Origin of the sequence: Cellulosimicrobium cellulans (genome assembly GCF_042723955.1) — a bacterium.
GTDB classification, from domain to species: Bacteria; Actinomycetota; Actinomycetes; order Actinomycetales; family Cellulomonadaceae; genus Cellulosimicrobium; species Cellulosimicrobium cellulans_H.
Map to the genome: position 1 here is coordinate 23,134 of NZ_JBHXIC010000006.1, position 26,026 is coordinate 49,159.

At 74.6% G+C, this 26,026-nt stretch carries 26 protein-coding genes; 11 read left to right on the top strand and 15 right to left on the bottom strand.

The features are described 5' to 3' along the window. Nucleotides 1–101 precede the first annotated feature (101 nt). Genes ACFWH7_RS03085 through ACFWH7_RS03095 form a run of 3 tightly spaced genes read right to left on the bottom strand, consistent with a single transcriptional unit; the run spans nucleotide 102 to nucleotide 3,614 of the window. Nucleotides 102–2,306 carry an ABC transporter permease gene (locus tag ACFWH7_RS03085; RefSeq protein WP_378214961.1) on the bottom strand — a complete coding sequence of 735 codons (2,205 nt, stop codon included), beginning with the start codon at nucleotides 2,304–2,306 and terminating at the stop codon, nucleotides 102–104. Between the two features lie 25 nt (nucleotides 2,307–2,331). After that, on the bottom strand, nucleotides 2,332–3,174 hold the full coding sequence (modA, locus tag ACFWH7_RS03090; protein WP_378215026.1) for a molybdate ABC transporter substrate-binding protein: 843 nt from the start codon (nucleotides 3,172–3,174) through the stop codon (nucleotides 2,332–2,334). Between the two features lie 35 nt (nucleotides 3,175–3,209). Further along, on the bottom strand, nucleotides 3,210–3,614 hold the full coding sequence (locus ACFWH7_RS03095; protein ID WP_378214962.1) for a TOBE domain-containing protein: 405 nt from the start codon (nucleotides 3,612–3,614) through the stop codon (nucleotides 3,210–3,212). Between the two features lie 116 nt (nucleotides 3,615–3,730). Between ACFWH7_RS03095 and ACFWH7_RS03100 the strand changes: the two genes are divergently transcribed. Both ACFWH7_RS03100 and ACFWH7_RS03105 read left to right on the top strand, forming a co-directional pair. Next, nucleotides 3,731–4,705: an alpha/beta hydrolase family protein gene (locus tag ACFWH7_RS03100; protein WP_378214963.1), complete on the top strand. Its 975-nt coding sequence runs from the start codon at nucleotides 3,731–3,733 to the stop codon at nucleotides 4,703–4,705. A gap of 91 nt (nucleotides 4,706–4,796) precedes the next feature. After that, complete coding sequence (locus ACFWH7_RS03105) at nucleotides 4,797–5,285, top strand: GNAT family N-acetyltransferase (protein WP_378214964.1); 489 nt, start codon at nucleotides 4,797–4,799, stop codon at nucleotides 5,283–5,285. Nucleotides 5,286–5,468: 183 nt separating this feature from the next. Here the strand turns inward: ACFWH7_RS03105 and ACFWH7_RS03110 are convergent, their stop codons facing one another. The 5 genes from ACFWH7_RS03110 to ACFWH7_RS03130 all read right to left on the bottom strand — a co-directional run bounded on the left by ACFWH7_RS03110 (nucleotide 5,469) and on the right by ACFWH7_RS03130 (nucleotide 13,639). Then, nucleotides 5,469–6,035 (bottom strand): DoxX family membrane protein, encoded by a 567-nt coding sequence (locus ACFWH7_RS03110; protein WP_378214965.1) that lies wholly within the window; start codon nucleotides 6,033–6,035, stop codon nucleotides 5,469–5,471. A gap of 186 nt (nucleotides 6,036–6,221) precedes the next feature. Continuing rightward, nucleotides 6,222–6,980, bottom strand: coding sequence for a respiratory nitrate reductase subunit gamma (gene narI, locus ACFWH7_RS03115; protein WP_378214966.1), 759 nt, complete (start codon nucleotides 6,978–6,980; stop codon nucleotides 6,222–6,224). Then, a complete protein-coding gene (narJ, locus tag ACFWH7_RS03120; RefSeq protein WP_378214968.1) occupies nucleotides 6,977–7,732 on the bottom strand; it encodes a nitrate reductase molybdenum cofactor assembly chaperone in 756 nt (251 codons plus the stop codon). The genes narI and narJ overlap by 4 nt, the downstream gene beginning before the upstream one ends. Beyond that, nucleotides 7,729–9,600 carry a nitrate reductase subunit beta gene (gene narH / locus ACFWH7_RS03125; protein ID WP_378214969.1) on the bottom strand — a complete coding sequence of 624 codons (1,872 nt, stop codon included), beginning with the start codon at nucleotides 9,598–9,600 and terminating at the stop codon, nucleotides 7,729–7,731. Before narH ends, narJ begins: the two co-directional genes overlap by 4 nt. A gap of 85 nt (nucleotides 9,601–9,685) precedes the next feature. Next, complete coding sequence (locus ACFWH7_RS03130; protein WP_378214970.1) at nucleotides 9,686–13,639, bottom strand: nitrate reductase subunit alpha; 3,954 nt, start codon at nucleotides 13,637–13,639, stop codon at nucleotides 9,686–9,688. 235 nt (nucleotides 13,640–13,874) lie between these two features. On the opposite strand from ACFWH7_RS03130, the gene ACFWH7_RS03135 reads away from it, so the two are divergent. Continuing rightward, nucleotides 13,875–14,384, top strand: a complete 510-nt coding sequence (locus ACFWH7_RS03135) for a MogA/MoaB family molybdenum cofactor biosynthesis protein (RefSeq protein ID WP_378214971.1) — start codon at nucleotides 13,875–13,877, stop codon at nucleotides 14,382–14,384. 10 nt (nucleotides 14,385–14,394) lie between these two features. Here ACFWH7_RS03135 and ACFWH7_RS03140 read toward each other — a convergent pair whose 3' ends face one another. From ACFWH7_RS03140 to moaC, 4 genes are read right to left on the bottom strand one after another with little or no spacing between them, the layout of a single operon-like run. Further along, nucleotides 14,395–14,631, bottom strand: coding sequence for a MoaD/ThiS family protein (locus ACFWH7_RS03140; protein WP_378214972.1), 237 nt, complete (start codon nucleotides 14,629–14,631; stop codon nucleotides 14,395–14,397). A gap of 3 nt (nucleotides 14,632–14,634) precedes the next feature. Continuing rightward, nucleotides 14,635–14,928 carry a DUF6457 domain-containing protein gene (locus ACFWH7_RS03145; RefSeq protein WP_378214973.1) on the bottom strand — a complete coding sequence of 98 codons (294 nt, stop codon included), beginning with the start codon at nucleotides 14,926–14,928 and terminating at the stop codon, nucleotides 14,635–14,637. Then, nucleotides 14,925–15,590, bottom strand: a complete 666-nt coding sequence (gene mobA, locus ACFWH7_RS03150) for a molybdenum cofactor guanylyltransferase (RefSeq protein WP_378214974.1) — start codon at nucleotides 15,588–15,590, stop codon at nucleotides 14,925–14,927. Before mobA ends, ACFWH7_RS03145 begins: the two co-directional genes overlap by 4 nt. After that, nucleotides 15,587–16,069: a cyclic pyranopterin monophosphate synthase MoaC gene (gene moaC, locus ACFWH7_RS03155; protein ID WP_378214975.1), complete on the bottom strand. Its 483-nt coding sequence runs from the start codon at nucleotides 16,067–16,069 to the stop codon at nucleotides 15,587–15,589. Before moaC ends, mobA begins: the two co-directional genes overlap by 4 nt. Nucleotides 16,070–16,158: 89 nt before the next feature. On the opposite strand from moaC, the gene ACFWH7_RS03160 reads away from it, so the two are divergent. Further along, on the top strand, nucleotides 16,159–16,830 hold the full coding sequence (locus tag ACFWH7_RS03160; protein ID WP_047233668.1) for an AIM24 family protein: 672 nt from the start codon (nucleotides 16,159–16,161) through the stop codon (nucleotides 16,828–16,830). A gap of 9 nt (nucleotides 16,831–16,839) precedes the next feature. On the opposite strand, the gene ACFWH7_RS03165 is transcribed toward ACFWH7_RS03160, so the two are convergent. Next, nucleotides 16,840–18,171 (bottom strand): molybdopterin molybdotransferase MoeA, encoded by a 1,332-nt coding sequence (locus ACFWH7_RS03165; RefSeq protein WP_378214976.1) that lies wholly within the window; start codon nucleotides 18,169–18,171, stop codon nucleotides 16,840–16,842. 106 nt (nucleotides 18,172–18,277) lie between these two features. Here ACFWH7_RS03165 and ACFWH7_RS03170 point away from each other — a divergent pair, with 106 nt between their 5' ends. From ACFWH7_RS03170 to ACFWH7_RS03180, 3 genes are all read left to right on the top strand, one after another. Further along, the gene (locus tag ACFWH7_RS03170; RefSeq protein WP_378214977.1) at nucleotides 18,278–19,030 is read left to right on the top strand and encodes a PAS and ANTAR domain-containing protein; all 753 of its coding nucleotides are present in this window, start codon (nucleotides 18,278–18,280) and stop codon (nucleotides 19,028–19,030) included. Between the two features lie 39 nt (nucleotides 19,031–19,069). Next, nucleotides 19,070–19,930, top strand: coding sequence for an SDR family oxidoreductase (locus ACFWH7_RS03175; protein ID WP_378214978.1), 861 nt, complete (start codon nucleotides 19,070–19,072; stop codon nucleotides 19,928–19,930). Nucleotides 19,931–20,250: 320 nt separating this feature from the next. Then, nucleotides 20,251–21,066: a GAF and ANTAR domain-containing protein gene (locus ACFWH7_RS03180; RefSeq protein ID WP_378214979.1), complete on the top strand. Its 816-nt coding sequence runs from the start codon at nucleotides 20,251–20,253 to the stop codon at nucleotides 21,064–21,066. A 54-nt stretch (nucleotides 21,067–21,120) separates the two neighbouring features. Here the strand turns inward: ACFWH7_RS03180 and ACFWH7_RS03185 are convergent, their stop codons facing one another. After that, entirely contained in the window at nucleotides 21,121–21,864 is a 744-nt protein-coding gene (locus ACFWH7_RS03185) for a PAS and ANTAR domain-containing protein (protein WP_378214980.1), read from the bottom strand. 92 nt (nucleotides 21,865–21,956) lie between these two features. Here ACFWH7_RS03185 and ACFWH7_RS03190 point away from each other — a divergent pair, with 92 nt between their 5' ends. After that, complete coding sequence (locus tag ACFWH7_RS03190; protein ID WP_378214981.1) at nucleotides 21,957–22,427, top strand: DUF6328 family protein; 471 nt, start codon at nucleotides 21,957–21,959, stop codon at nucleotides 22,425–22,427. 342 nt (nucleotides 22,428–22,769) lie between these two features. Here ACFWH7_RS03190 and ACFWH7_RS03195 read toward each other — a convergent pair whose 3' ends face one another. Continuing rightward, nucleotides 22,770–24,014 carry an MFS transporter gene (locus tag ACFWH7_RS03195; protein WP_378214982.1) on the bottom strand — a complete coding sequence of 415 codons (1,245 nt, stop codon included), beginning with the start codon at nucleotides 24,012–24,014 and terminating at the stop codon, nucleotides 22,770–22,772. A gap of 116 nt (nucleotides 24,015–24,130) precedes the next feature. On the opposite strand from ACFWH7_RS03195, the gene ACFWH7_RS03200 reads away from it, so the two are divergent. The 3 genes from ACFWH7_RS03200 to ACFWH7_RS03210 form a co-directional block, all read left to right on the top strand. Continuing rightward, nucleotides 24,131–24,835: a DUF1361 domain-containing protein gene (locus ACFWH7_RS03200; protein WP_378214983.1), complete on the top strand. Its 705-nt coding sequence runs from the start codon at nucleotides 24,131–24,133 to the stop codon at nucleotides 24,833–24,835. Between the two features lie 33 nt (nucleotides 24,836–24,868). After that, nucleotides 24,869–25,567, top strand: a complete 699-nt coding sequence (locus tag ACFWH7_RS03205) for a hypothetical protein (RefSeq protein WP_378214984.1) — start codon at nucleotides 24,869–24,871, stop codon at nucleotides 25,565–25,567. Continuing rightward, nucleotides 25,564–26,026, top strand: a 463-nt coding sequence (locus tag ACFWH7_RS03210) for a hypothetical protein (RefSeq protein WP_378214985.1), incomplete at its 3' end; no start/stop codon positions are given. The genes ACFWH7_RS03205 and ACFWH7_RS03210, both read left to right, overlap by 4 nt.

Here is a 26,026-nt window from a genome sequence, read left to right on the forward strand (position 1 = left end):
TTTCTATCCCGCCTGGGGGTCGGCTGCCGCTCCGGTGTAACCCCGCCCCGCCCCCCCACGAGCCCGCCCCCCCCCCCCACGGTTCTACCTCGGCGGGTGGGTCAACGGGGGTGGACGCGGACCTCGGCGGCCTTGACGACGAACCAGACCCGCTCGCCGGGGGCCAGCCGGAGCTCGGCGACCGCGCGTGGGGTGAGGTCCGCGGCGAGGAGCGGGGTGTCGTCGTGCCCGACGGCGGCCCCGGCCCGCGCGGGCCGCTCGCCAGGGTCCTCGCTCACCACTCGACCCCAGACGCGCAGCAGCGGCCCGTGCGGCTCGACGCTCGTCACGACGACCCGGTAGGCGTTGCGAGGGCTGCCCTCCGGCGTCGCCCGGTGCACGGCGACCGCGCGCGGCTCGAACACCGCCACGGCCCCGTCCCCGGTGACGAGCGGCTCGCCCGCCGTCCCGTGCACCCGGACCTCCGTGCCGTCGACGGCGAGGGTCGCCTCGTGTGCGGCGACCTCCTCGTCCGGGTCCGGCCCCGTCATGACGAGGGCCGCGTCCACCCCGCCGCTACCCGCCTTGCCCGGCTCCGTCCCGCGGCTCCCCGCCGTGACGGGCTCCGGCGCGGCGACGTGCACGACGGTCCCCGCGAGCAGGTTGACGCCTGCGAGGCGGGCCGCGAACCGGGACCGGGGCCGCGTGAGCACCCGGTCCACGGGGCCGTCCTCGACGACGCGACCCGCGTCCAGCACGACGACGCGGTCCGCGAGCAGCAGCACGTCGAGCAGGTCGTGGGTCACGAGGAGCGTGGTGCGGGGGTGCTCGCGCTGCGCGTGGTGCAGCACCGACCGCACGTGCTGCGCGACGCCGACGTCGAGCGAGGCGAGCGGCTCGTCGAGCAGGAGCACACGCGGGTCGGTGACGAGCGCGCGCGCGATCGCGGCGCGCTGCGCCTGGCCGCCCGAGAGGTCGGTCGCACGGCGGGTCGCGAGGTCGGCGGCACCGACCCGCGCGAGGGCGGCCCGGGCGTCGCGCCGGGCGCGGGAGCGCGGCACGCCTCGCGCGCGGAGGCCGAACGCGACGTTGTCCTCGACCGAGAGGTTCTCGAGCAGCAGCGGCCGCTGGCTCAGCCACGCGAGCCGGCGGCGGCGCGGCGCGGCGCGCGTGACGTCGTCGTCCCCGATCGTGACGCGGGCGTCGGGCGCGTCGCCGGACGGGAGGAGGCCCGCGACGACCTGCACGAGCGTCGACTTGCCCGCGCCGTTCTCGCCGAGCACCGCGACGACCTCGCCCGGCGCGAGCGCGAGGTCGACGTCGAGCCCGCGTTGCGGCACGACGGCGCGCACGGCGACCGCGGCGGGGGCCGCGGCCGTGCGAGGCGCGGGGTCCGCACGGGCCGCCGTCGCCCGGCTCTCGCCGTCCCGCGGCGAGACGTCCTCCCGGACGACCGGTCCGTCGTCGGGCACGGGCCCCGCCGCGGGGGTGCCCCGGGCGTCTCGCCGCGGGCGGGCCGTGCGCGCGCCCGGGCCGCCGAGCACGCGCGGGCCGTGGACGGCGGCGGTGATGAGCACCGCGACGACGACGAGCACGAACGACAGCGCGACGGCGGCGTCCGGGTCGGCGCTGCGCTGGAGGTAGATCTCGAGCGGCAGGGTCTGCGTGACGCCCTGGAGCGCGCCCGCGAAGGTGATGGTCGCGCCGAACTCGCCGAGCGCCCGCGCGAACGCGAGCACCGCGCCCGACAGCAACCCCGGCAGGACGCGGGGGAGTGTCACGCGGCGCAGCACCGTCGTCGGCCCGGCGCCGAGCGTCGCGGCGACGTCCTCGAGGCGCGTGTCCTGCGTGCGCAGCGCGCCCTCGAGGCTCAGGACGAGGAACGGCAGCGCGACGAACGTCTGCGCCAGCACGACTGCCGTCGTGGTGAACGCGATCTCGATCCCCAGCACCTCGAGGTGCTGGCCGATCAGCCCGCGCCGCCCGAACGTGTGGAGCAGCGCGATGCCCCCGACCACCGGCGGGAGCACGAGCGGCAGCAGCACCAGGGCGCGCGCGACGCGCTGCCCGGGGAAGGTCGTGCGCGCGAGGACGAGCGCCATGGGCGTGCCGATCAGCACGCAGCACAGCGTCGCGACGAGAGCGGTGCGCAGGGACAGACCGAGCGCGTCGAGCGCGGCCGGGGACGTCACGAGTGCCCAGAAGCCGCCGGTCCCGTCCGCTCCCGGCGTGAGCTCGACGCGCGCGACCATCGCCGCCACGGGGACGACGACGAACAACGCGCCGAGCAGCGCCGGGACGAGGACCCAGCGGGGGAGACCGCGCATCAGGGCCGGCCGGGTGTCCGGGGCGTCACGGCGCGGACGCGTCCGGGGCGCCGAAGCCCGTGGCGGCGAGCGCGGCCCGGCTGGCGTCGCCGGTCACGAGGTCGACCCACGCGTGCGCGAGCTCGACCTGCTCCGGGCCGGCCTTCTCGGCCGCCGCGACGAGCGCGATCGGGTAGACGTTGAGCGCGGCGTCGGTCTCGGGCACGTCGACCACGTCGACTCCGTCGCCCGCGAGGGTCGCGTCCGTGACGTACACGAGACCGGCGTCGGCCTCGCCCGCCGTCACCTTGGCGAGCACGTCGGTGACGCTGGCCTCCTCGCTCACGCGGTGGAGGGCGACGCCCGCGGCCTCGGCGACCGTGTCCGTCGCGCCGCCGCACGGGACCTCGGGAGCGCACACCACGACCTTGACGTCGTCGCGCGCGAGGTCGGCGAACGTCTCGACGCCCGCGGGGTTGCCGGGCGGGGTGACGATCGTCAGGGAGTTCGTCGCGAACGCGACGGGGTCGGACGCGTCGCCCGCCTCGACGACCCGGGTCATGGTGCGTTCGTCCGCGGACGCGAAGACGTCGGCCGGCGCCCCGGCGAGGATCTGGTCGGCCAGGTCGGACGACCCGGCGAACGACAGCGCCACGGTCACGCCGTCGTGCTCGGCCTCGAAGTCGGCCGCGAGGTCCGTGAACACGTCGCGCAGCGACGCCGCGGCGAGGACCGTGAGCGTGCGCTCCTCGGCCGGCGCGCTCGCGGCGTCGCCTGACGGTGAGGCGTCTTCCCCGGTGCCCGCGCCGCACGCGGCGAGACCGGCGACGAGGGCCGCCGTGCCCACGGCGACGAGACCGCGCCGAGCCGCGAGGCCGCGCCCCGGCATCGGGCGCACGGACGATCGGGTGCGAGCGGACGCTCTCACGCGGTTCCCCCGGGGGTCTCGACGATGACGGTCGTCGCCTTGACGACCGCGACGGCCAGGCTGCCGGGCTCGAGGCGCAGCTCCCGCACGGCCTCGGTGCTCATGAGCGAGACCACGCGCTGGCCCCCGCAGAGCATCTCGACCTGGGACATGACGGTGTCGCTCACGACCTCCGTGACGATCCCGACGAACCGGTTCCGCGCCGAGCGCGCGACGCCGGACGGGTCGGGCGTCGGGTGCGACTGCGCGACGGCGAAGCGCGCGAGCTCCGCGCCGTCCACGACCTTGCGCCCTGCGTCGTCGGCGCTCGCGGCGAGCTCCCCGGCGTCGACCCAGCGGCGGACGGTGTCGTCGCTGACCCCGAGCAGGCTCGCGGCCTCGCGGATCCGAAAGTGCGGCATGATTGAGACGATAGACCCGCATCTGCGGAGTGTCACGCCGCGGGGCCGCGACACATGACGCAGTCGGCGACCGGTCGCGCACCGACGTCTCACCGCACCGCTCGCTAGGGTGACGCATGGCCCTCCGACGACGCGTCCGTCCCGCCGCCATCCCCACGGATCGGCGTGGGGCGCTCGCCGTCCTCGCGGCCGCCGTCGTCGTCCTCACGCTTGCCGCGTGCACCGCGGGCGCGGCGCCCGACGACCCGACCACCGCCCCGATGTCGGGCACGCCCACCGACGGGCCGACGCCGACGTCCGAGGTCACGACCAGGGAGACCGCGCCGGAGGGTTTCCCCGGGGTCTACGCGGTCCCGGACGGGCTCTCCGCCGACGACCCACGGCCCGCCGTCCTCGCGTTCGGCGGATCGGAGGGCGGGTCGGACACCGGGCGGATGGTCGCCGAGGCGATCGCCGGCCTCGGGTACCCGGCGCTCGGGGTCGGCTACTTCAAGGGTGTGGACCAGCCGTCGTCGCTCGAGGAGGTGCCGGCCGAGACGTTCCTCGACGCCCTCGCCTGGCTCCGGGAGCAGCCGGGCGTGGACGGCGACGCCGTCCTCGCGTTCGGCGTCTCGCGCGGCGGAGAGATGGCGCTGTGGCTCGCGGCGAACCGGCCGGAGCTCGTGCACGGTGCGATCGCCCCGGTCGGCGCCGACGCCGTGATGTGCGGGTACCCGGACTTCTCGCGCTCTGCCTGGACGCTGGACGGGGAGCCCCTCCCGTGCTCCTCGGACGTGCACGCGCAGACCGCGGCGAGCCCAGAGGCCCGGATCCCGCTCGAGGGGATCGACGGTCCGGTCGTGCTCGCGTGCGGCACCGAGGACGAGCTGTGGGACTCGTGCGCGTTCCTGCGGCGCGCGGAGAGCAGTCTCGCGGACCGTGACGCCGGGACGACCGTCGCGATCCGGGGTGACGGAGCGAGCCACTTCGTCGCGACGCCGCCCTGGCTGGACCAGCCCTGGGGCGACCCGGACACCGAGACGGAGGACCTCGACGTCCGCCGCCAGCTCTGGACGGCCGTCGACGAGGCGCTCGCGTCGCTCGACTCCTGACCTCGCCCACGGACGCATCGCTCGATGTGGGTGCCGCGCTCGCCTCCGGGCCTTGCGCACGACGCGTCAGGCGGTGTGGCACGCTCGGTGCGTGAGCGAGACGACGACCCGGGCGGACGTGCGCGTCGCCGTCGAGGACCCGGCGGCCGAGGACGTGCTGGCGCTGCTGCAGGAGCACCTGGACGACATGTACGCGACGTCGCCGCCCGAGAGCGTGCACGCGCTCGACGTCGAGCGGCTGCGCGCGCCCGACATCACCTTCGTGACCGCGCGCGCGGCGGACGGCGGACTCCTGGGGTGCGGCGCGCTCAAGCAGCACGACGCGACGCTGGGTGAGCTCAAGTCCATGCGCACGACGGCGGCCGCGCGGGGCCGGGGCGTCGCCGCCACGGTCCTCGCGCACCTGCTCGACGTCGCGCGCGACCGCGGCCTCGACCGCGTGAGCCTGGAGACCGGCGCGGAGGACTACTTCGCGCCCGCGCGTCGGCTCTACGCGCGCCACGGGTTCGTGCCGTGCACGCCGTTCGCCGACTACACGGACGACCCGAACAGCGCGTACCTGACGCTCGCGCTCGCCTGACCGGGCCGCCGCCCGCCGAGGGAGAACCTCTGGTCGTGAGAGAGCTCGCCGCGTTCTCCGTCGCGACCGGACGCTCTGTCTCGCGACGGCGCGGTCGGCACCCCGACAGACAGGACCCCGTGACCGGTACCGGTCACGGGGTCCTGTGCGTCGGGTCAGGGAAGGCGTGGGAGCGCCTGGGTGTCATGCGTCGAGCTTCAGCCGGGCACCGAGGGCGACCGCCGCGACGACGGCAGCGCCGGCGACGAGCACGAGGTCCTTGAGCACGTACTGGCCCAGGAGGGTCATGCCGTGTCCGAAGAGCTCGCCGGCGAACAGCACGATCGGCGAGAGGATCCCGGCCATCGCGACGGCGAGGGCGAGCAGCCCGGCCCGCAGGAGGCGGCCGGTGAGGAGGGTCAGCCCGATGAACGTCTCCAGGACGGCGGTGAAGATCACGGCCGCGGTCCCGCCGACGAGGCCGAGGGTGAGCGTCTCGACGGTCCGTGCCGCGATCGACTCCGCCGGGCTCGCGCCGGGGAAGAACTTCAGGACGCCGAACCCGAGGAACACGAGGCCGAGGGCGACGCGCAGCGCGGGGACGGACCAGCGGGTGAGGAACCGCGCGGTGGCGGCGACGGCCGTGTCGACGCGTCCGGTCAGGCGCTCGGTCAGGACGGCGACGCGGCGGGGGGCAGGGGGCGTGGTCGACGACGCGGACGGGCGGACGGCGCGGGGACGGCCGGCGGTCGTCGGGGCGGTGGTGGACATGCTCGAACCTCTTCCGGGTGACGGTCACGGTCGGGGTGACCGCCCCTGGAAGGAGGGGCCGTCGGGGCGTCCCGTGGTCGCCGCGACCGTTATTTCACCCGCTGGCGCGCGGCGGATCCGGAGCGTCCCGAGGTGCTTTCTCGTCGCTGACCTGGTCTTTCCCCGGGGCGGCGACGACGCCGGCGATCACCGGCCGCGCGGGCGCTCCGAGGGGTCCCAGCCCGGTCGCGGAGCCCGTGCCGCGACCGACGCGTCGCGTGCGCGGTACACGACGTACGGGCGGAACAGGTACGGCGCGGGCGCGGAGAACGCGTGCACGAGGCGCGTGAACGGCCACAGGATGAACAGCAGGTTGGCGGCGACGACGTGGAGCTGGAACGCCGCGGGCACGCCCTCCATGAGCGCGGGCTGCGGCTGCAGGTACCAGAGCGAGCGGAACCAGGGGGAGATCGTCTCCCGGTAGTCGTACCCGTGGCCGCCGGCGAGCAGCTGCGTCTGCACGGTCGCCCACGACCCGAGCAGGATCGACGCCGCGAGGAACACGTACATGGTCTTGTCCATGCGCGTCGTCGCGCGGAACACGGGCCCCGTGGTGCGGCGTCGGTAGATGAGGATGAGCAGCCCGGCGACGAGCGCGACCGCCGCGATCGACCCCATGTACGTGGCGACGAAGTGGTAGGCGACCTCCTTGATGCCCACCGACTCCGTCCACGACTTGGGGATGACGAGCCCCATGAGGTGCCCGAGGATCACGAAAAGCAGACCGAAGTGGAACAGCGGCGAGCCGAGCCGCAGCAGCCGCTTCTCGTAGAGCTCGCTCGACCGCGTGGTCCAGCCGAACTTGTCGTACCGGTACCGCCAGATCGACCCCACGACGAACACCGCGAACGTCACGTACGGGAACACGACCCACAGCAGGATCTCGCCCGTGCTCACCCCGCTCATCGCACCGCACCTCCGGGTCGGTCGGCCCCGGCGCCGTACGGCTCCAGCGCGAACGGCTCCATCCCCACGAGCTCGGCGGGCGGCCCCGCCGTCACGAGCTCGACGTACCGCTGCTGCGTGCGCTCGTCGAGCGGAGGCAGCGTGAGGCACACCGCCTCGACCAGGCCGGTCCACGGGCTCGCCATGCTCTCGAGCGCGGTCCGCAGCACCTCGATCCCGTCGCGGTGCGAGGCGAGCAACCCCGCCGCGATCGTCGCGTCGTCGCCCTCCGTACGGGCCGAGAACTCGAGCACGGTCGGCAGGTAGTCCGGCAGCTCCGAGCCGGTGACCTCCCAGCCCGCGGCCCGGTACGCCTCGACGAACGCGACGAGCGCGGTCCCGCGCCGTCGGGTGTCGCCCGCGGCGTAGTACGACAGGTACATCGAGCACTTGCGCTTGAGGTCGAACGTCGCGACGTAGCGGGCCTGCAGCTCGCGAAGGTCCGTCGCGCCGGCGGACGCCGACAGCAGGTCGCAGAACGCGTCGAGGCGCTCGCGGACCGGTGCGGGCAGCCCCGGCGTCGACGCCCGGACCGCCACGGCCGCGTCGAGCACGTCCGCGTCGGGGTAGGCGAGCAGCACGGACGCGGCCATGTGGGTGGTGCGGCGCTGGGTGCCCGACGCCGCGACCGGGGCCAGGCGGTCGGGCTGCGGCCCGCGCGGTCGTGCTCCGGGCCGCAGCGCAGGGGTCGGGAGCAGCGATCGCGTCCTCATCGGGTGCCCCCGTCGGGCTCGACGCCGGGCCCGTTGCCGGGCGCCGGTCCGCCCGCCGGTCCGCCCGCCGGTCCGCTCGGTCCGCTCACCGGCCCACCGGGCGCGGACGGGCCGGGGATCGTGTCGTGACGCGCGTCCTGCCGACCCCCGGGCAGCGAGCCGGGGCCCCCGGGCGTGACGCCGCCCGGCGCGCCGGACACGCCCGGCTCCGGCCCCTCGCCCGGCGGGAAGAGCCCGGGCGGGCGCCCGTTGCCGTCCCAGTTGAGGAGGTTCACGCGCCCCGGTGTCGAGGGCCCGTACGGGGAGTCCGCCGTCTGCCGGGACTGGAGCACGTGGAAGTTCTCGACCGCGACGGGCACCGGGCTCCCCGACGTCTCGCCGAACGGCCCACCGCCGGTCAGACCCATACCGCCCATGCCGGGGCCGCCGTCGTAGTCGAGGGAGCAGGACAGCTCGTCGAGCTCGCGGGCGATCTCGGTGTGGGCGGTGGGGATGACGTACCGGTCCTCGTACTTCGCGATCGCGAGCAGGCGGTACATCTCCTGGACCTGGGCGCCGGTCATCCCGACCGCGGCCGCGGTGCGTTCGTCGGCCTCCCGGCCGAGGTTGATGTCGCGCATGTAGGAGCGCATGGCGGCCAGGCGGCGCAGGACCTTCTCGACGGGGGCGGTGTCGCCGGCGGTGAACAGTCCGGCGAGGTATTCGAGCGGGATGCGCAGCTGGGAGATCGCGGCGAACAGGGTGCGCCCGTCTTCGCCGTCGTTGCCGGAGGCGGCCACGACGTCCACGACGGGGGACAGGGGTGGGATGTACCAGACCATGGGCAGGGTGCGGTACTCGGGGTGCAGGGGCAGGGCGACCTCGTACTTGCTGATGAGGTCCCAGATCGGGGAGCGTTGGGCGGCGGTGATCCAGTCCTCGGGGATGCCCTCTTGGCGTGCTGCGGCGATGACCTGGGGGTCGTTCGGGTCGAGGAAGACGGCGCGTTGGGAGGCCAGGAGCTCGTGCTCGTCCTGGACGGCGGCGGCTTCGGTGACCTTGTCGGCGTCGTACAGGACCAGGCCGAGGTAGCGCAGGCGTCCCACGCACGTCTCGGAGCACACGGTGGGCAGGCCGACCTCGATGCGGGGGTAGCACAGGGTGCACTTCTCGGCCTTGCCGGTCTTGTGGTTGAAGTAGACCTTCTTGTACGGGCAGCCGGTGACGCACATGCGCCACCCGCGGCACTGGTCCTGGTCGACGAGCACGATGCCGTCCTCGGCCCGCTTGTACATGGCTCCTGAGGGGCAGGACGCGACGCAGGCGGGGTTGAGGCAGTGCTCGCAGATGCGGGGCAGGTAGAACATGAACGTCTTGTCGAGCTCGGTCGCGACGTGCTCGGACATGTGCGCCAGGATCGGGTCCTGGTCCATGGTCGCGGTGGAGCCGCCGAGGTCGTCGTCCCAGTTCGCCGACCAGGAGATGTTGATGTCCTTGCCCGTGAGCAGCGACTTGGGGCGCGCGACGGGGGTGTGCTGGCCCTGGGGGGCGGACAGCAGCATGTCGTACTCGTAGGTCCACGGTTCGTAGTAGTCGTGGATGGAGGGCAGCACGGGGTTGGAGAAGATCGTGGCGAGCTTCTTCAACCGGCCCCCGGCGCGCAGCTTGAGCTTGCCCTTCTTGGTGCGCACCCACCCGCCCTGCCAGCGGTCCTGGTCCTGGTAGGTGCGGGGGTACCCCAGTCCGGGGCGGGTCTCGACGTTGTTGAACCACACGTACTCGACCCCGGTGCGGTTCGTCCAGGCCTGCTTGCACGTGACCGAGCACGTGTGACACCCGATGCACTTGTCCAGGTTCATCACCATCGACATCTGCGCCATCACCCGCACGACGCCACCCCCTCCCGCGCCGACGACACCCTGCTCGCGGCCGGGCCCCGCGCTGTTCCGCACCTGGTCACGAGTGTCACGAGCGTCACGAGTACCGCACCTCCTGGCTGCGTCGGCGGATGACGGTCATCTCGTCGCGCTGGTTCCCCGTAGGCCCGAGGTAGTTGAACGCGTACGAGAGCTGGGCGTAGCCGCCCGCGAGGTGCGTCGGCTTGAGGAGGATGCGCGTGAGCGAGTTGTGGATGCCGCCGCGCAGTCCCGACGTCTCGGCGAGGGGGACGTCGATCGTGCGGTCGGTCGCGTGGAACATGTAGACCGTGCCCTCCGGCATCCGGTGGCTGACGATCGCGCGCGCCACGACCACGCCGTTGCGGTTGTACGCCTCGATCCACTCGTTGTCCGCGACGCCGATCTTGGCGGCGTCCGCCGGGCTCATCCAGATGCCCGGCCCGCCGCGGGACAGCGAGAGCATGAAGAGGTTGTCCTGGTACTCGGAGTGGATCGACCACTTGTTGTGCGGCGTCAGGTACCGCACCGCGACCTCCGCGTGGCCCGCGGAGCCCGGGTAGCCGGACGGGGACGTGTCGCCCACGACGGGCGAGTCGCCGAACAGGCTGTGCATGTCCAGCGGTGGCCGGAAGATCGGCATGTGCTCGCCGAGCTCGATCATCCAGTCGTGGTCGAGGTAGAGGTGCTGGCGACCGGTCAGGGTGTGCCAGGGCTTGAGCCGCTCCACGTTGACGACGAACGCCGAGTACCGGCGGCCCCCGTGCTCGGAGCCGGACCACTCGGGAGACGTGATGACCGGCGTCGGGCGCGACTGCACGTCCGGGAACGTCACGCGCTTGCCCTGCTCGTCGAGCGCGAGGTCCGCGAGCCGGGTGCCCGTGCGCTGCTCGACGTGCTCGAACCCCTGGACCGCGAGCCGCCCGTTCGTCGTCCCCGAGAGCGCGAGGATCATCTCGCACGCGTGCGTGTCCCGGTCCAGGCGCGGGCGCCCCGCCGCCGGACCGTCTTGGACGAGCCCGTTGCGACGTCCGAGGTCGGCGACCTCGGGCGCCGGAGAGAAGTGCACGCCCTTGGTGACCATGCCCGCCTTCTCGGTGAGCGGGCCGAGGGACGCCATGCGCGCCGCGAACGCCGGGTAGTCGCGTTCGACGACCACGAGCTTCGGCATCGTCACGCCCGGCACGAGCTCGCGCTCCGTCACCGGGAGCCCCGAGTCGGCGAGCGCACCGTGCGGCACAGCCATCTCGTCCGGGGTGTCGTGCGCGAGCGGCGCCGCGACGAGGTCCTCGCGGACCCCGAGGTGCGTCACCGCGAGCTCGGACACCTTCCCCGCGAGCGTGTGGAAGATGTCGAAGTCCGTGCGCGTCTGCCACGGCGGGTTGATCGCCGGGTTGAACGAGTGCACGAACGGGTGCATGTCCGTGGACGACAGGTCGTGCTTCTCGTACCAGGTCGCGGCCGGCAGCACGACGTCGGAGAACAGCGTCGTCGACGTCATGCGGAAGTCGAGCGTGACCAGCAGGTCGAGCTTGCCCTGCGGCGCCTCGTCCCGCCAGGTCATCGACCGCGGGCGGCGCACGGGGGCCGACTCCGCCGCGTTGACCGCGGCGTCCGTGCCGAGCAGGTGCTTGAGGAAGTACTCGTTGCCCTTGCCGGACGACCCGAGGATGTTCGCTCGCCAGACCGTCACGACGCGGGGGAAGTTCGCCGGGTCGTCCGGGTCCTCGCACGCGAACCGCAGGTTCCCGGCCTTGAGCTCGTCGACGACGTGCTGCGCCGGCTCCTTGCCCGCCGCGCGCGCCTCGTCCACGAGGTCGAGCGGGTTGCGGTCGAACGTCGGGAAGCTCGGCATCCAGCCGCGCTGCGCCGACTCGACGAGCGTGTCCGCCGTCGTGCGGCCGGAGAACTGCCCCTGCGCGAGCGGCGACGCGAGCGCGTCCGCGGGCAGGCCGTCGTAGCGCCACTGGTCGGTCGCGAGGTACCAGAACGCGGTGCCGATCATCTGCCGCGGCGGTCGCGACCAGTCCAGGCCGCCCGCGTACTGCGCCCAGCCGGTGACGGGGCGGCACTTCTCCTGTCCCACGTAGTGCGCCCACCCGCCGCCGTTCACGCCTTGGCAGCCGGTGAGCGTCGTGAGCGCGAGCATCGCGCGGTAGATCGTGTCGGAGTGGAACCAGTGGTTGGTGCCCGCGCCCATGATGATCATCGAGCGGCCGCCCGAGTCGAGCGCGTTCTGGGCGAACTCCCGCCCGATGCGCTCGGCTGCTGCGGCGGGCACCCCCGTGAAGCGCTCCTGCCACGCCGGGGTCGCGGGCGTCGCGTCGTCGTCGTAGCCCGCGGGCCACTCGCCGGGCAGCCCCAGCTCCGGGCGGTTCACGCCGTACTGCGCGAGCAGCAGGTCCAGCACCGTCGTCACGAGCCGCCCGCCGACCCGCCGGGCGGGGACGCCGCGCACGACGACGCCTGCGCCGCCCAGGTGCGCGCCCGCGTCGTCGCCCGGCGCCGGGTCGAGGTCGAACCGCGGCAGCGCGACGGCGACGGTCTCGTAGGTGAGACCTGCCGAGGGAGAACCCTGGGACCGCGCGGGAGGACCCTGGTCTGCTGCGGGAGAACCCTGGTCGGCCGACGGCGGGCGCTCGGGGACGGTGTCGCGGGTGGGGGCGGCCTGCGGGGCGCCCCAGAAGACGCCGTGGGGGTCGGCGACGGAGAGCAGCGGGTCGATGTCGCCGAGGTCGAGGTTCCAGCGGCCTGCGTCGGCCTCGCCGTAGCGGTGGCCGAGGCTGCCGTTCGGGACGCGCGGCGTGCCGTCGGCGTCGAGGACGACGGTCTTGAAGCGGGCGTTCGAGGAGGCGGCATGGTCGTCGCCGGGGTGCCCGACGCCGTCGGGCAGGTCCGCCGCGGTGAGGAACTTGCCGGGGACGAACGTGGCGCCGGGCCGGTCGTCGGAGTCCCCGTCCCCGCCGCCGTGCTCGTCGAGGACGACGAGGTTGGGGAGGTCGGTGAAGCGCGCCGCGTACTCCGCGAACTGCGGGGTGCGGCGCTGCGCGTAGTGCTCGGTGAGGATGACGTGGCCCATGGCCTGGGCGAGGGCGCCGTCGGTGCCGGGGTGGGGGGCGAGCCACTCGTCGGCGAACTTGGTGTTGTCGGCGTAGTCGGGCGACACGACGATGACCTTCTGCCCGCGGTAGCGGGCCTCGGTCATGAAGTGGGCGTCCGGGGTGCGGGTCACCGGGACGTTGGAGCCCCACATGATGCAGTAGGTGGAGTTCCACCAGTCCGCGGACTCGGGGACGTCGGTCTGGTCGCCGAAGACCTGGGGGGAGGCGACCGGGAGGTCGGCGTACCAGTCGTAGAACGACAGCATCGTGCCGCCGAGCATCTGGACGAACCGGGCGCCGACCCCGTGCGAGACCATCGACATCGCGGGGATCGGGGAGAACCCGGCGACGCGGTCGGGGCCGTAGGTCTTGATGGTGTGCACGTGCGCGGCGGCGACGATCTCGGCCGCTTCGTCCCACGTGGCGCGCACGAGGCCGCCCTTGCCGCGTGCGCTCTTGTACGCACGGGCCGACTCCGGGTCGGACGTGACCTTCGCCCAGGCGAGCACGGGGTCCCCGCCCACGTCCTTCTTCGCGCGCCGGTACAGGTCCAGGAGCACGCCGCGGACGTAGGGGTAGCGCACGCGGGTGGGGGAGTAGGTGTACCAGGAGAACGCGGCGCCGCGGGGGCAGCCGCGGGGTTCGTACTCGGGGGAGTCGGGGCCGACGGAGGGGTAGTCGGTCTGCTGGGTCTCCCAGGTGATGATGCCGTCCTTGACGTAGACCTTCCAGGAGCAGGACCCGGTGCAGTTCACGCCGTGGGTGGAGCGTACGACCTTGTCGTGGGACCAGCGGTCGCGGTAGAACACGTCGCCCTGGCGTCCGCCGGTCAGGAACACCTGCCGCAGGTCGTCCGACACCTGCCCGCGCTTGAGGTGCTTCCCCAGCCGCAGCAGCGCGTCCTCGACCGGCCCCTCGGACGTCGTCGTCATGCCCCGCTCCCGTCGCCTGCCGCCGCGGAGGGCTGCGCCGGCCGCACCCGCGAGGGCACGCGCACCGGCGGCGCTGACGGCACGGACACGTACGACATACGGGCCTCCTGGGCGAGCAGGGTCGGCGGGGGTCGGTCCACAGCCACTATGCCCAGAACGGGCGGATCGCGCGCGCCGAGCGCACCCCTCCCCGGGCCTGGTCGGGGCCCGCTCCTCGGGTCGCTACCGTGGCGCCATGAGCGCACCCACCGGACGGCCCGCGGACGCGACCGCCGCCGTCGTCACCGTGTCCGACCGTTGCTCGCGCGGCGAGGCCGAGGACCGCTCGGGCCCGCTGCTCGCGGGGCTGCTCGAGGCTGCGGGCTGGGCCGTCGTCGCGGACCTCGTGCCGGACGGCGTCGCCTCCGTGCGCGACGCCGTCGCCCGGGCCGCGGCCGGGGGAGCACGCGTCGTGCTCACGACCGGGGGGACCGGCGTCGGGCCGCGCGACCTCACGCCGGAGGGGACGCGCGAGGTCCTGGAGCAGGAGGTGCCCGGCATCGCCGAGGAGCTGCGACGGCGCGGCGCGGACCACGTGCCCGCCGCGGTGCTGTCGCGTGGCCTCGCGGGGATCGCGTCAGGCCCGGAGGGCCGGGTGCTCGTCGTGAACCTGCCCGGGTCGACGGGTGGCGTGCGCGACGGCTGGGCCGTCCTCGAACCGCTCCTCCCGCACGTCCTCGCCCAGCTCGACGGCGGTGACCACTGACGCCGGGCGGTCAGCCGCCCGCGAAGGGCGGGAGCACGTCGACCGTCTGGTCGGGGGCGACCGGGGTGTCGTCGCTCGACGCGCGCACGCCGCCGACGAGGAGCGAGCAGCGCGGGAGCACGCCCGCGAGCGCCGCGTGGCGCGCGACGAGCGCGGCGTGCAGCTCGCCGACGGTGCCCGCGTCGACGGACTCGGTCTCCGTGCCGGCGGCGTCGCGCGCGCCGGCGAAGTAGCGGACGGTCGCCATCACTCAGTCCTGCGTCTCCGCCTGCGCGGCAGTGCCAGGCAGCTCGGGCTCCGGCGTCCACGCGAGCGCGAGCTCGGCGGCGCGGTCGAGGACGTCCTGCACGGTGCGACCCGAGCCGTCGTGCACGGCCAGCCCGGCGACGTAGCCCGCGACGAACGTCGTGAGCGGTGCGGCGGGGCGCTCGATGCCGTGCGCGGCGTCGCGCGCGAGGTCGAGGATGGCGCCGATGTCCACCACCTGGGGGTCGAGGTCGAGGTCGCTCGCCAGCGCGTCGACCCAGCGCTCGAGGTTCGTCATCGTGGCCTCCTGCTGTCGTCCGGGGTGTCGTCGGGCGGCGGTACCGCACCCGCGCCCAGGCGGCGGTCCTGCTCGCGGGCATCCTCCCACGTGTCCACGTCGTCGGTGGCGCCGTCGCCGTCGGGGACGCGGAGCACGGGCATCCCGACGAGCAGGCGGCGCACCGACGCGCCGTGCACCGTCGGCAGCGCCGCGAGCGCGTCGGCGAGCGCCGCCCGCTCGTACAGCCCCACGAGCCACTGCTCGCGCCCGCCGCGCACCGCGAGCGCACCGACCTCGTCGGTCCGGTGCCGGACGGCGGCGAGCAGCGCCGGCACCGCCTCCGCGGCCCGGGGGACGTCGCACGCGAGGACGAGCACCCAGGCCGCGCCGCCGTCGTCGGACCCGGGCAGGGCGCTCAGCCCGGCCGCGATGCCCGCGACGGGCCCCCCGAAGGGCGGGTCCTCGCGCGTCAGGGTGTAGCGCCCGGGGTCGGCGAGCTCGTCCGGCCCGACGACGACCGTCCGCCCCGCGCCGGCGGTCGCCACGAGCGCGTGCTCCAGCAGCGGCCGACCTCCGACGACGACGCCCGGCTTGGGCGTCCCCAGCCGCTCCGCCCGACCCCCGGCCAGCACGACGGCGTCGAACGCGAACGCCGTGTCGGCGGATCGCGGCCCCGTCACGACGCGCGGTGCCAGTCGCCGGACTTGCCGCCGGTCTTGGCGACGAGGCGGACGTCCGTGAGCTCGACGGACTTGTCGAGCCCCTTGACCATGTCGACGACCGCGAGCCCCGCGACGGCGACGGCGGTGAGCGCCTCCATCTCGACGCCCGTGCGGTCGGCGGTCCGCACGGTCGCGGTGACGTCGACGCCGTGGTCGCCCACGACGAGGTCGACGACGGCGCCGTGCACCCCGATGACGTGGGCGAGCGGCAGCAGCTCGGCCGTGCGCTTGGCGCCCGCGATGCCCGCGATCCGCGCGACGGCGAGCACGTCGCCCTTGGGGACCGTCCCGTCGCGCAGCGCGGCGACGATCTCCGGGGAGCACCGCACGACCCCGGTCGCCGTCGCGGAGCGGACGGTGGGCTGCTTGGCGGTGACGTCGACCATGCGCGCGTCCCCGCGCTCGTCGAGGTGCGTGAAGCCGTGCGTGGAGCTCATGGCGCCACTCTCGCATGCGCGACCCGCCGCGCGGAGGGGCCGGAGGACCCTCGCGTGCGCTCCCGTGCCCGAGCCGAGAGGATCGGTGCATGCGCAGCTCACTCCTCGACCACGCCGAGCGCTCCGTCGAGCCCGGCTCCTTCCAGCTCCAGAACGACCGCATGCTCAAGGTGGATCTCCGCGGCACGGGCGGGTTCTTCTTCGCCAAGCAGGGCTCGATGGTCGCCTACCAGGGCGACGTCGACTTCGCGTACGAGGGCAGTGGCGGCCTCGGCAAGATGTTCAAGAAGGCGTTCACGGGCGAGGGCATGTCGCTCATGAAGGTGTCCGGCAGCGGCGACGTCTTCCTCGCCCAGGAGGCGGACCAGGTGTTCGTGCTGCACCTGGAGGACGAGGGCGTGACCGTCAACGGCGCGAACGTGCTCGCGTTCGAGAGCTCGCTGACCTGGGACATCAACCGTGTCGAGGGCGCGTCGATGCTCAGCGGCGGGCTGTTCAACACGACGTTCACCGGGACCGGCGCGCTCGCCGTGACGGCGTTCGGGACGCCCGTCGTGCTCGACGTCGACGTCCCGACCTACGTCGACATGCAGGCCGCCGTGCTGTGGTCGACGTCGCTGCAGTCCTCGATCCGCAAGACGGCGAAGCTCGCCGCCGCGATCGGGCGCGGGTCCGGCGAGGCGTACCAGCTCGCGCTCTCGGGGCAGGGGATCGTCGTCGTGCAGGCCTCGGAGGGTCACCCGCCGCCCGCGCAGAAGTGACTCCGGCGGTCAGTCCAGGAGCAGGACCAGGACGGCGTCGCCCGGCTCGACGGCCGTGACGTCGGCGCCCACGACCGCGAGCGCGTCGGCGTGCGCGAGCGCGCTCACACGGTGCGAGCCGGAGCCCCGCGCGGCCGCGGGGTCCGCCCCGCGGCCGCGGTGCCGACCCGCGGGGACGACCTGACCGCCGTCGGGCGCGGTGTGCCGCACGAGGACGAGCTGCTCGCGCCCGGGTGGCGACGACCAGCCGTCCGCAGCGACGCGCTCCACGAGCGCGCGACCCGTGCCGGGGACGCCCCGCAGGCGGTCGACGACGGGCCGCACGAACAGCTCGAACGAGACGAACGCGCTCACCGGGTTGCCGGGCAGCGCGAGCCAGGGGACGCTGCGCCACCGCGCGAGCCCCTGCGGCTTGCCGGGCTGCATCCCGACGGCGACGAGCCGCGCGTCGTCGACCGCGCCCTCCCACGCCGTCCCGGCGCGCGTCGCGGGGTCGAGGACCTCGCGCACGACGTCGAACGCGCCCGCGCTCACGCCGCCGGTGCTGACGAGCAGGTCCGGCGGGGCGTCGTCGAACGACCCCAGCAGGTCGTCGAGCGCCTCGGCGAGCGCGGCGGCGGTGTCGCCGACCGCGCCCCGCCGCACCACGTGCGCCCCGGCCGTGCGTGCCGACGCGGCGAGCAGGACCGAGTTGGAGTCGGGGATCCGGCCCGGGCCCGGTGCGGTCCCGGGCGCCACGAGCTCGCTGCCGGTGGAGAGCACGGCCACGCGCGGCGCCCGGTGCACGCGCACGGTCGCGTGCCCTGCGGACGCGGCGACCGAGACGTGGCGCGCGGTGAGCACCGACCCCGCCTCGACGACGACGTCTCCCCGGCGCACGTCCTCGCCCCGCGCCCGTACGTTGCTGCGCGCCGCGTCGAGGATCTCGACCGTCGTCGGGCCGCTCCCGGCCGCGCCGGGCGTGAAGCGCCGGGTGGACGTGCGCTCGACGGGTACGACGAGGTCGGCACCGGGCGGCACGGGGGCCCCCGTCATGATCCGGACCGCCTCGCGCGCGCCGAGGCGGGCGTCGAGCCCTGGTGCCCCCGCCGCGACGTCGCCGACCACGCGCAGCGCGACGGGCGAGACCGTCGTGGCGCCCGCCACGTCGGCCGACCGCACCGCGTACCCGTCCATCGCGGACGCGTCGAACGCGGGTGCGTCGAGCGTCGAGACGACGTCCGCGGCGAGGACCGCCCCGACCGCGTCCTCCAGCGGGAGGTCCACGGCCGGCGTCGGGCGGACGAGCGCGAGCGCGTCGTCGGCGTGCTGGGCGATCGTCCGGCGCGGCTCGCGGGTCATGCCCCGCACCGTAGCCGAGCCCGGGTGCCGTCCGCCGGTGGGTGGGCTAGGTTGGAGACCGGAGTCATGAAGCGGCCCGCAGCCCCCCGAACTTTGGGAGGACACCATGGCCTCGATCTCCGTGACCACCACCCCCAGCCCCGAGCAGTCCGCGCCCGTGCGCCCCGCAGCCCTCGCCGAGGTGCTCGCCGTGGGCACGCACCTCCTCGTGGGGCAGTACCGCGTCGAGCTGGGCACCGGGACCTGGTGGTGGTCGGACGAGGTGTACACGATGCACGGCTGGACGCCGGGGGACGTCGATCCGAGCCTGGACGCGCTGCGCTCGCGCAAGCACCCCGACGACCGGGCCCGCGTGGTGCGGGCCGCGACGGAGGCGATCCGGTCCGGCCGGCCCTTCTCGTGCGCGCACCGCATCGTCGACGGGCACGGCAAGGCCCGCTCCGTCGTCGTGACGGGGCAGGGGCGCCGGGACGCGCGGGGACGCGTCGTCGAGATCGCGGGCTACGTCGTCGACGTGAGCCCGACCCACAAGGAAGCGCTCGAGCGCGAGTCGCAGCGCGCCGTGACGCGTGCGTTCGTCAGCCAGGCCGCCGTCGAGCAGGTCAAGGGCGTGCTCATGGCCGTGCACGGCGTCGACGACGTCGCGGCGAGCCAGCTCCTCGCCGAGGCCGCCGGCGAGGTCGGCGTCCCGGTGCAGGAGACCGCCGCGCAGGTCATGCGGGCGCTGAGCAAGGCCGGCGGGGTGGGCCCGACGGCCGAGGCGACGCTCGCGGGGGCGTTCGCCGCCGTGCGCCCGGTCGCCCGGCCGCGCGCGCACGACGCGCAGCTCGCGCGACGTCGCGAGCCGGCGCGCTCCTGACGCCCGCGTGACCGCACCCCGACAGGACGGAGGGACGAGATGACGGACGAGAAGGCCTTCCCGGCCCAGCAGCAGGAGCCGCCCGGCCTGACCGGGCCCATGGAGCCCGCGCCCGACCACGGCGAGGAGTCGTACCGCGGCAGCGGGCGGCTCGAGGGACGCCGCGCGCTCGTCACGGGCGGTGACTCGGGCATCGGGCGCGCCGTCGCCATCGCGTTCGCGCGGGAGGGCGCCGACGTCGCGATCGGCTACCTGCCCGAGGAGCAGGAGGACGCCGAGGAGACGGCACGCTGGGTCCGCGAGGCGGGCCGCACGTGCGCCCTCCTGCCCGGCGACCTGACCGACGAGGCGACGGCGCGTGCCCTGCCCGGGCGCGCCGTCGCGGAGCTCGGCGGGCTCGACGTGCTCGTCAACAACGCCGGGTTCCAGATGGCGCGGCGCGAGTCGATCGAGGACGTCACGACGGACGAGATCGACCGCGTCCTCAAGACGAACCTCTACGCGCTGCTCTGGGTCACCCAGTCGGCGCTCGAGCACCTGGGGGAGGGGGCGGCGATCGTCAACAACTCGTCGATCCAGGCCTTCCAGCCCTCGACGTCGCTGCTCGACTACGCGTCGACCAAGGCCGCGATCAACAACCTCACGGTCAACCTCGCGGCCGAGCTCGGGCCGCGAGGCATCCGGGTCAACGCCGTCGCGCCGGGTCCCATCTGGACGCCGCTCCAGCCGGCGACCCAGCCCGAGGAGAAGATCGAGAAGTTCGGGCAGGACACGCCCCTCGGGCGGGCGGGACAGCCCGGCGAGGTCGCCCCGGCGTTCGTCTTCCTCGCCTCCCCGACCGACGCCAGCTACGTCTCCGGCACCGTGCTCGGTGTGACGGGAGGCAAGCCCGTGTTCTAGGACACGCAGGAGACCTCCCCGTGCGGGCCGCGGACGGATCGGCCGAGGGCCGCGACCCGCCCGGGAGGGTCGGAGGGCGGGCGTACGCGCCCGCCCGGGGGCGGGTCCGCCGCGAGAGCGACGGTGCCCGTGGGACCCAGCCGCCACGCCCTGTGCGGGCGAGACGGCCACCGCCCCCGACCCGCCCGGGCGACCAGCCCGGGCGGGGCCTCCGGCACGACCGGTGAGGCGGGCCGCGCACGTGTCGCGGTCCGCCTCGCCGGGTACCGGCAGCCGCGAGCGCGATCTACGCTGGGGCCGGGGAACCGGAGGAGGCCGAGATGACAAGCATCGAGCAGAGCGTCGAGCAGGGGACCGTCGGCATGCCGGCGGGCCCGGGTGCCACCGTCCCCCCGCCGCAGGCGGAGGCCGTCGCCGGGGTGCCGGAGATCCTGGGCGGTACCGAGGAGCAGAGCGTCGCCGGGCTCGTGGCCGACGCCGCGCGGGCCCTCGCCGACGAGCCGACCCTCCAGCAGACGCTCGACCGCGTCGTCGAGCTCGCGGTCTCGATGGTGGACGGGTGCGAGTCGGCGGGCATCTCGCTCGTCACGCGGGGGCGCATCGAGAGCCCCGCCGTGTCCGACCCGCTCGTCGCGCGCGGCGACGAGCTCCAGTACGAGCTCCGCGAGGGCCCCTGCCTGGACGCGGTGCACGACCACGCGCTCGTCGAGTCGGGCGACATCGCGACCGACGCGCGCTGGCCGCTGTGGGCGCCCGCCGTCGCGCGCGAGCTCGGCGTCCGGTCGATGCTGTGCGTGCAGCTCTACACGTCGGAGAACGCGCACGGCGCGCTCAACATGTACTCGACGTCGCCCGACGCGTTCGGGGTCGACGACCATCACCTCGCGTCGACGTTCGCCGCCGTCGCGGCGGCCGCGATCTCGGCCGCGCGGACCGAGGAGCAGCTCCAGTCGGCCGTCCAGACCCGCACCCTCATCGGGCAGGCGCAGGGCATCGTCATGGAGCGCTACTCGCTCACGCCCGGGCGCGCGTTCGCGGTGCTGAGCCGCGTGTCCCAGGACGCGAACATCAAGCTCGTCGACATCGCGCGCCAGGTCGTGGAGACGCGGCGCATCCCCGGGGTCGGGGCGGACTGACGCGGGAGGTCGCGTCGACGTTCGCCGTGCCGCGCCGCGCCCGACGGCCGGGGGTCAGTCGAACGCGGCCTGCGGCTCCTCGTCCCCCGCGCCGTCCGCGCCCTCGAGGAGCCGGTCGACGCGACGACGGGCGGCGTCGTCGACCAGCCCGGTACCCGTGACCGACCCGTCGACGACACCTGCGACCAGCCGGCGCGCGAGCTCTCGCACGGGCACGTTGGCGTCGTTCGACCGACGGCGCAGCAGCTCGAACGCGTCGTCCGGCCCGATCGCGAACGCCGTCATGAGGACGCCCTTCGCCTGCTCGATCGCCGAGCGCGAGGCGTCGGCCGCGCGGATCGACGCCGTCGCCTCGCGGCGCGCCGCCTCCTCGTGCGCGGTCGTCAGGTCCACGAAGTACCCCACGACCGCCGCCCACGGGGCCCCACCGTCGAGACGGCGGCCCTGCGCGGCCACGGCGAGCGTGCGAGTACGCCCCGTCGCGTCCACGATGCGGTGCATGGACCCGAACGGCTCCCCGGTGCGCGCCGCCTGCGCGAGCTCGCTCGCGACGCGCTCGCGGTCCTCGGGGTGCTTGTGGGACAGCACGAGCGCCGTCGTCGGGACGACCTCGCCCGGCGCGAAGCCGTGCATCTCGTACACCTCGTCCGACCACCACCACGTGTCCGTGGCGACGTCCACGCGGAAGCGTCCGACCGGCTGGGGGTCACCCGGGCCGAGCGCGGCGAGGAGGTCGGCGAGAGCCGGCGGGACGACGTCGTCGTGTTCAGCGGCGTCGGAGGGCAGAGCAGCGTCCATCGATGGGGGTCCCCGGAGATCGATCAGGACGGAGCCGATTCCTGACCCCAGCAGAAGGAAGATTATCCCAGCGGCGGCGAGAGGGAGGACTCATGACCACGCAGGTCAGCGACGGACGTGACGAGTCGGCGGACGAACGGTCGGACCGCAACTGGGCAGAGCTGCTCCAGGAGCTGCGCGTCATGCAGATGGGCGTGCAGATCCTCACGGGGTTCCTGCTCACGCTGCCGTTCCAGCAGCGGTTCGGCGACCTCGACACGTTCCAGACCGGCGTCTACCTCACCCTCGTGGCACTCGCCGTGCTGTCCACCGGCCTGTTCGTCACGCCCGTGAGCCTGCACCGCGCGCTGTTCCGCAAGCACCGCAAGACGGCGCTCGTCACGATGAGCGACCGCATCGCCCGCGTCGGCGTGCTCGTCCTCGCGTTCGTGGTCACCGGGACGGTGCTGCTCGTGGTCGACGTCGTCGTGAACCGCACCGCGGCCCTGTGGTCGAGCGCCTGCGCGCTCGTCCTGCTCGTCGGCCTCTGGTTCCTCCTCCCACGCCTCGTCGCCCGCGGCTAGGCCTCTCCCGCGTCCCCCTGACCTCGCGAGCGAAAGCCCTCTACGCGAGGTAGAACCGTGGTCGCGCGAGGTAGAACCTTGGTCAGCCGAGGTAGAACCGTGGTCCGCCGGCGTAGAACGTGGTGGCGCCCGTGCGAGCGCACCCGACACGGCGGGCAGGCGCCCGGGCACCACCACCCACCCCGCCCACCCAGGGCGACCACGCGCCGTCGGGCATGACCACGGTTCTACCTCGGCTGACCAGGGTTCTACCTCGGCTGACCAGGGTTCTACCTCGCGGGACCAGGGCTCGACCTCGGCAGACCGGGGTCTTCTTCGGCACCGACGGGCGTGTTCGGGGGATCAGGTCGAGGCGGCGGCGCGGGCCTGGACGCCGCGGCGGACGGGGCCGAGGGTGAACAGCAGGGTGAGGAGAGCGGTGAGGGCGAGGAGCGCGAAGCCGAGGCCGTAGGTGCCCTCGAGCTGGTAGACGGCGCCCATGAGCAGCGGCGGGATGAACCCGCCGAGGCCGCCGGCCGCGCCGACGAGGCCGGTGACGGCGCCGACCTTCTCGACCGGCGCGACCTTGGCGACGAGCGCGAACGTCGCGCCCGACGACGCGCCGAGGGCGGCGGCGAGGCCGAGGAACGCGATGGTGCCGACGGGCACGAGGGACGGCTGGAACGCGACCACCGCCGCGAGCGCCGTCACGACGGCGAAGCACGCGACCGACACGGGGACGCCGCCGAACCGGTCGGACAGCGCCCCGCCGACGGGCCGCATGACGACGGCGAGCACGACGAACCCGGCGGTGCGGGCGGCGGCGTCGGAGGCGGTGAGGTCGTAGGCGTTGACGAGGAACGTGGGCAGGTAGACGGAGAACGCGACGAACCCGCCGAACCCGACGGCGTAGAGCCACGAGAGCTGGAGGGTCGCGGGGAGGCGGAACGTGGCCCACGTGCGGGACCAGAAGCCCCCCGCGGGCGCGGTGGCCCGGCCGGGCGGGACGCGCAGCAGGAGCCACGACACGACGGCGAACACGGCGAGGACGGCGGCGACGAGGAGGAACGGCGCGGCGTCGCCCCACGCGTCGCGGATGCGCACGGTGGTGAACGCGGAGATCGCGGTGCCGCCCATGCCCATGCCGAAGATCCCGATGGCGGTGCCACGGCGGGCGGGCGGGTACCAGGCGTTGACGAACGGGACGCCGACGGCGAAGGCCGTGCCGCCGAGGCCGAGGAAGAAGCCGCCGACGAGCAGCGCGACGAAGCTGTCCGCGACGAGCCCGACGAAGAGGACCGGAAGGATCGTCAGCGCGCTGACCAGGGGGAACATGACCCGTGCGCCGTACCGGTCGGTGAGCGCGCCCACGGGGATGCGCCCGAGCGACCCGACGACGACCGGGACGGCGACGAGGACGGAGACCTGCACGTCCGTGAGGTCGTAGAGCTGCCCGTACGCCGCGCCCAGCGGGCTGATGAGCGCCCATGCCCAGAAGTTCACCGCGAACCCGATCGTCGCGAGGACGAGCATGAGGGTCGGGGAGGTGGACGGGGACGTCGTCGTCGGGGTGGGGCCGGCGGCCCCGCTCGCGTCCTGCTGCGCCATGGCGACTCCTGGGAGGAGGTGCCCGTCGCCGGGCACGGGAGGTCGTTGCGTCGAGCGACTCCACGCTAACGACGCTCGTCGCGCCGCGCGCGGCGAACCACCCGTACCGTGGGGGCGTGCTCGACTGGCTCTTCGGGGGCGTGGCCCTGCTCAACGTGTACGCGCTCGCCCTCGTGGTGCTGCGCGCCCCGCTGTACCGCACGCGCCTGTACCGGCCGATGCTGCTCAACATCGGGCTGTCGATCGCGCCCGTGATCGTCCTGGGGCTGGTGGTCGTCGTCGACGCGGTGCTCATCGCGGGCGGGGCGCCGCCGTGGGCGATCCTCACGTGCGCGGTCCTCGGGTTCGGCGTCTGGCTCCTGCTCCTGCCGAACGCGGGGTACCTCGTCACGGAGCTCAACTACAGCCACCGCCAGGAGGGCGAGGACGTCCCGCTCTGGTACGACATCGTCGCCGTGCTCACGCTCGCGATGTCGGGCGTCATGAACACGCTCGTCAACGTGTTCCTCGCCCAGGCGCTGCTCGCGCTCGTGCTCTACCCGAACGACGACGCGCCGTTCCGCCGCCCGGTCTCGTGGATCGCCGTCCTGGTCGTGCTCGCCCTGGTGTCGGTGGGGATCTACCTCGGCCGGTACGTGCGCTTCAACAGCTGGGACCTGGCCCACCCCGTGCAGTTCGTGCGCAAGCTCGTGCGCCACTTCCGGGCCCGGGGCGCCGTGCGGGACGCGCTGCTGTTCGTCCTGCTGCACACGTTGTTCTTCGCGTTCATGTACCTCATCGTCATGGGGCCGGTCACTGCGCTGCTCGTCCGCGGGGCCTGACGCCGGGTCGGCGGTCCCCGTAGGATGCCCGCCGTGACGTCGACCGCGCCGAGGGCCGCCCGCAGCGTCCCCGTGCTGCGCGCCGTCGTCGGCACGTGGCCGCGCCGCATCGCGCTGGGGGTCGTGCTCGGGCTCGTCGTCGGCACGACGGCGGCCGGCGGGTTCGCGCAGCACGTCGCCGCCGACGCGGGGCCGACCCGCGCCGCCGCGGGCGAGCCGGTCCCCACGGGCCCGTTCGACCTCGCGGTGCGCTCGTGGTCCGTCACGGACACCGTGCAGGTCTCCTCGCTCGAGGACTCCGGCGCCGACGCGTGGCTCGTCGTGGTCGTCGGCGCGCTCGACACCGACCGGGAGCCCCGCCGTCTGGACCGCACCGCCGTGACGCTCCCGGACGAGCTGCCGGGCGGCCTGGCGCTGGCGGGCGACGCGGAGCCGGACCGCCCGGACCCGACGCTGCTCGTGCGCGACGCCTCGGTCTACCCCGTGCTCCAGCCAGGCCTGCCGGAGGACGTCGCGCTGCTGTGGCCGGTGACGGTCCCGGAGGGCGGCGCCACGTCCGCCGCCCCGGCCGAGCCGCTCACCGTCACCCTCCCGATGTTCCGCTACCGGGACATGACGGTCGGCGGCGGGCGCCGCTGGGCCGAGACGGGTGCCGTGGTGCTCGTGGACGCCCCGCCCGGGGACGTCCCGCCGGAGATCGTGGACCCGCCCGAGGACGAGGAGGCGTGGTGACCGAGCCCACCGTGGAACCGACGACCGCGACCGCGGGCGAGCCTGCCCGGACGGCTGGTGAGCCCGCCGCAGCCGTGCGCCCTCGTCGGGCGGACGTGGTGGTGACCGTCGTCCTGCTCGTCCTCGCCGTGGGAGTCGGGGCCGCCGTGTCGCGCGTCGACGCGTGGTGGCCCACGCTCACGGCGACGACGTCGCGCGGCGACGTGGGCGACGTCGTCACCGCCGGTCCGTTGCGGGTGCGCGTCGACGACGTGCGCACCGGCGCGGTGCTCGAGGACGGGTTCGAAACCCTGACGACCGACGGCGTCTGGGTCGCCGTCGACCTCGCGGTGTCCGGCACGACGAGGGAGGCCGGAGTCGAGGTGCTCGAGCTGCGCGACGCCGCGGGGCGCGACCACCCGGGGTCGCCCCGCGTGAGCAACGCGAGGTTGAGCACGGGCGTGGTCCCGGACGTGCCCG